Below are 4349 nucleotides of genomic sequence, written 5' to 3'. Positions count from 1 at the left end.
AATTCCTTATATGTTATCCCCTCGGTCAGTATCCATTGTTCTCTAATCCTTTCTCGATATTGCTTTAGTAAACCTGCTTTTTTGGCTATTTTCAACTAAATGTCGGCAGGAATCCCCGTACGACTGAGTGCGTGGGAGGAATGCCGACCAATAAATAAACGCAAAAGGCATCCACCTTCTAGAAACCTATGCTACAATAGTATCATCTTTTGAGAAAACCAATGGCTAAAACCCAACCTATAACAGTAGCTTGCAAGCTTGAAGTCAGCAATACAATCGCCAAAGAAATTGACGAGACATTGCTGGTGTTTGCATCTGCCTGTGATTGGGTGAACCAAAACACTCCTAACAAAATGACTAACAAAACGGCGATGCAGTCGTTAGTTTATCACGATGCTAGGGTTAACTTCGGGCTATCAGCTAACTTAGCAATTCAGGCTATTAGGAGAGTTTGTGCTAATAGAAAAACTGCCAAACAAAAAGGTAGAAAGGTTAAAGAATTTAGCCCTACTTCTATTAGTTACGATGCTAGAATATTTAGTTTCAGAGAAAAAGATTGGACAGTTAGCGTAAAGCTATTAAATAGTCGCCAAAGAATCAAACTATTAATTGGGAACTATCAAGTCGGTTTATTAAAAGGGAAAGACCCAAAAGCAGCGACTTTAGTTAGGCGCAAAAATGGGGATTATTACATCCATATAACACTGGATGAACCGACGCAACCTGAAACAGAAACAGATAGAGTCTTAGGTTGTGATTTAGGTCGTACCGATATTTGTACAACATCAGAAAGGCAGTCATGGTCGGGAAAACAGATTACGGATAAACGCAATCATTATGCAAAACTGAGAGCGACTATTCAGAAGAAAGCCTCGAAAGGCACTAGAAGTTCACGGCGTAGATGTCGGGAACTTCTGAAACGGTTGTCGGGGAACGAAAAACGCTTTCAGAAGCATATTAATCATGAGATATCCCGTCAGTTAGTTAATAATGCCGTAACTAACAAACAAGCTATTGCTATAGAAGACCTAACAGGTATTAGAGAGCGCACTAATAAAAAGCCTAGAAGCAGAAAAGATAAGCGACTAAGTAATAATTGGGCGTTCTACCAGTTAAGACAATTCTTGACTTATAAGTGTGTTTTAGCAGGAGTAAAACTAATATTAGTAAACCCTGCATATACATCACAAAGCTGCCATAAATGTCATGTAATTGGTGATAGAAACGGCAAGAAATTTACCTGTAATAACTGTGGTAACAAATGCGATGCTGATTATAACGGGAGTAAAAATATTCAGGCATTGGGGGCGATTATAAACCGCCCTGGAGGTTCAGGCTTATCGTGTAAGCTAAACGCTGAAGTGCAATATATTCAGCTTAACTTATTTGATAGTCTAGGGCCACTAAAAACTCCGCACAAAGTTTACGGCGTGCGAGAGTAGTTTATGGAGTACATCTGCTTGTGTCCAGCAACGGAAAATTTACAGGTGGAAAATTATCGATTGTTCCTGTTAGTTCATTAATACTATCAAGGTGCTGTTACTATGTAAAGTGGAAGATTGAATTAAAGCTTTTGCTTTTAATCTAGTTAGGCAATGAAATGCATAATCATGGTTATTCAAGAAACAAGAGTAATATGTCTGGAGATAAGTCGGTTGATCATCATCCCTCTCCGATAAACGTCAACAAACCATTACAAGTTTCTCTTAAAAGCTTAAGATATGAAATTAATTTTCATAATTTTGAGCTAATTGTATCTTTCTTTAGAAAAGTCAGTGAAGATAATCTTATTCAAGTAGACTATATTGATCAATCTAGTTTTAACCTTATCCTTAATGGCTCTGAGCAAGGATTAAGAAAACTAGAAAAACTATTTAGAGCTGGTACTTTAGAAAAGTCAATCAAAAAGATAAAGTCTGAATATTTTTCTCAGATTATTATCGAGAATCTTTGCTTTGTAGAAGATGTAGAAGTTATCAAAAAATGCCAAATAATTCAAGAAACAAGGGTTCAAGGAATTGATAAAAATAAATTAATCAAAGAATATTTAAGTGGTGTTGATCTAAGTGGTGCTAATTTACAAGGAATTAATTTAAGTTGGTCTAATCTTAGTAACATTAATTTACAAGGGGCTAATCTTACAGGGGCGAATTTAAGTGGTGTTAACCTCAATCAATCTAACTTAATTGAAAGTTATCTTACTGAGGTTTCTCTGGTTGGGGCTGATCTAATTGAAGCTAATTTAATGGGTGCTGAGTTGACAAAATCTGTTCTCATAGGGACTGATTTAAGTCATGCAGATTTAAGTGGCTGTAATCTTAGTAAAGCAAATTTAAGTGACTGTAATCTCAGTTACACTAACCTAAGTTGGGCTAACATGAGTTCCACGAATTTGAGTAATTGTAAATTTAATAATGCTATCCTTCAAAGAAGTCATCTAGATAAAGCTAACCTAACTAATGTTAATTTTAATGATGTTGATGTTACTAATGCAAAATTCGCTGACAATAAAGGAATTAGTGATGAGCAAAAAAATACGTTGATTCAACGTGGAGCATCTTTTCATAGCCCCTAGACTATTCCAATAAGAAACAGGAAGCGGTGAGGATGTCAAATGCGCTCGCCTTTGGCGAGATCCCCTTGGGATCACTTGACTAAATTAGTTGAGGCATGATTCAAATATACTTCATATATGATTAATATCACAGGCCGTTTCGTAAACTTTTGAGATAATTTAAGTCGTGAAATATTAAGGAATTTAAATTTGATATTTTTCGATGATTAAAAATATGCTTTCGATGATAATCTTAACAATTTTTTTTTGTGTGTTTTCATTGCAATTAGATGAAAAAACAAAAATAAAAATTCTGACATTACGGAATTTCAAATTGATTCCTTAAATATTCCTAACCGAAGAAAAAATGCTGCAATAAGATAAGTAATTTAATTAAAATTTATCGTTGAAGAGTGTTGCTGATATTGTTGATTGTGGCGATAGAAGAAAATATTCAGAGATATTAGTGATATCTGTAAGGCAATAAAACACTTACAATCACAACAAGAGACTCTTGAGTCTCTTGCATAATTAATTTTGCACAAGGGTGCGTTAATGGCGCACCTTTTTCTACGTGACAAAATTTCCAATTTGGGTAGCTATTTTATTGTCAACATAAATAAATTTGAAATTAGTTTCAGGTTAACATTAAGTTAAGAGTAGATACCAGATAATAAATTTATTAGTACAGATTCTCAATAAGGACAAAACCTATGGACAATAAACTAGCCCAGATAAAACAGGACTTTCTTTATCCAATTTCTCCATATCATGGATTGGTAAACGAAAATGACCATAAAAATCAATTTTTAAACCTTAAAATACAAGAATTTGCTCAAAAAATAGGATTTATTGCTAATTTACACACTGCAGGAAAATTACCTTCCGCTAAAGCTTACGATCAATTAGAGTCGTTGTGGAAGGAAATCGAGTCCATTGAAAGGGGCCTTATTAATCATCAACAGAATTAAACCGGAAGGCAGAAGGCAGATGACAAGAAAAATGTAGAATTTAGAACTTAGAATGTAGAATTGGAAGCTAGTAAGCTAAAAAGGTCTCATTCTACGTTCTGACTTCTTAATTCTGAATTCTTTTAATCCCCTCCATCACAGCTAAAGGATAGGTAAAACCATTCTCATCCTTTACCCAGCGATCGCCATTCTCCTCAACCACTTTCCCTTGAACCTTCACCATTCCCATAGGATGCGGGACTAACCCCTGTAAAAACTGCCCCACTTCATATTTGGGCGTTTCTTTAGAGGTCACTGAAGCTTGTTTTAGATTTTGGTAAAATCCTTAAAAGAGCCTACACAGTCATCACGCTCTTCTCCTGTATGGGTTTCAAGAATTACATAGGGCTTATCAGCCGTCACATTTTCAGTCACCAATGAACAATCACTAGTAACCTTCAAGTATTTATCACTGGTAACTGATGACTGGCGACTGGTAACTGAAACTATGAATGGCTCATCATCATTCAAGTGGTCACGGATTTTCAACCCTTGAATAAACACCCCATTTCGGTTCCGGTCTTTGAGAACATCGCTCAAGTTCAGTTGGTGGTTACACAAATCTAGTAACAGGGTTGAGAAACGGTTGAGGCTGATGGGATTAACTTTGATGCCTTCACAGAATGCACAATAGTTGGGGTATAACCATTTGGATGCTCCGATATACACCTCTTCATTTTCTGTTGATTTAATGGCTTTACCTATATGGGTGTAACTGTTTGGGTCATAAATGATATTCTCGTTTAACCACGCCGCTATGGGGTTGTTTTCCACCATTGACTCTA

The 4349-nt window shown here is 35.8% G+C and carries 4 protein-coding genes and 1 pseudogene; 3 read left to right on the top strand and 2 right to left on the bottom strand.

Going from position 1 to position 4349, the window contains the following annotated elements:
- Positions 1-221: 221 nt before the first annotated feature.
- The 3 genes from P9B04_RS15160 to P9B04_RS15150 all read left to right on the top strand — a co-directional run bounded on the left by P9B04_RS15160 (position 222) and on the right by P9B04_RS15150 (position 3525).
- Positions 222-1442, top strand: coding sequence for an RNA-guided endonuclease InsQ/TnpB family protein (locus tag P9B04_RS15160; RefSeq protein ID WP_342055824.1), 1221 nt, complete (start codon positions 222-224; stop codon positions 1440-1442).
- Between the two features lie 194 nt (positions 1443-1636).
- Entirely contained in the window at positions 1637-2575 is a 939-nt protein-coding gene (locus P9B04_RS15155) for a pentapeptide repeat-containing protein (RefSeq protein WP_342055823.1), read from the top strand.
- Between the two features lie 692 nt (positions 2576-3267).
- Complete coding sequence (locus P9B04_RS15150; protein ID WP_342055822.1) at positions 3268-3525, top strand: DUF7219 family protein; 258 nt, start codon at positions 3268-3270, stop codon at positions 3523-3525.
- A gap of 106 nt (positions 3526-3631) precedes the next feature.
- Here P9B04_RS15150 and P9B04_RS15145 read toward each other — a convergent pair whose 3' ends face one another.
- Positions 3632-3820, bottom strand: a complete 189-nt coding sequence (locus tag P9B04_RS15145; RefSeq protein WP_342055821.1) for a hypothetical protein — start codon at positions 3818-3820, stop codon at positions 3632-3634.
- Positions 3821-3831: 11 nt separating this feature from the next.
- Positions 3832-4349 (bottom strand): annotated as a pseudogene (locus P9B04_RS15140) (hypothetical protein); the annotation flags it as partial.

It is taken from the genome of Crocosphaera sp. Alani8 (assembly GCF_038442745.1).
GTDB lineage: Bacteria > Cyanobacteriota > Cyanobacteriia > Cyanobacteriales > Microcystaceae > Crocosphaera.
Note: the sequence above shows the minus strand (reverse complement) of the source record. Positions and strands in the feature narration are given on the sequence as shown.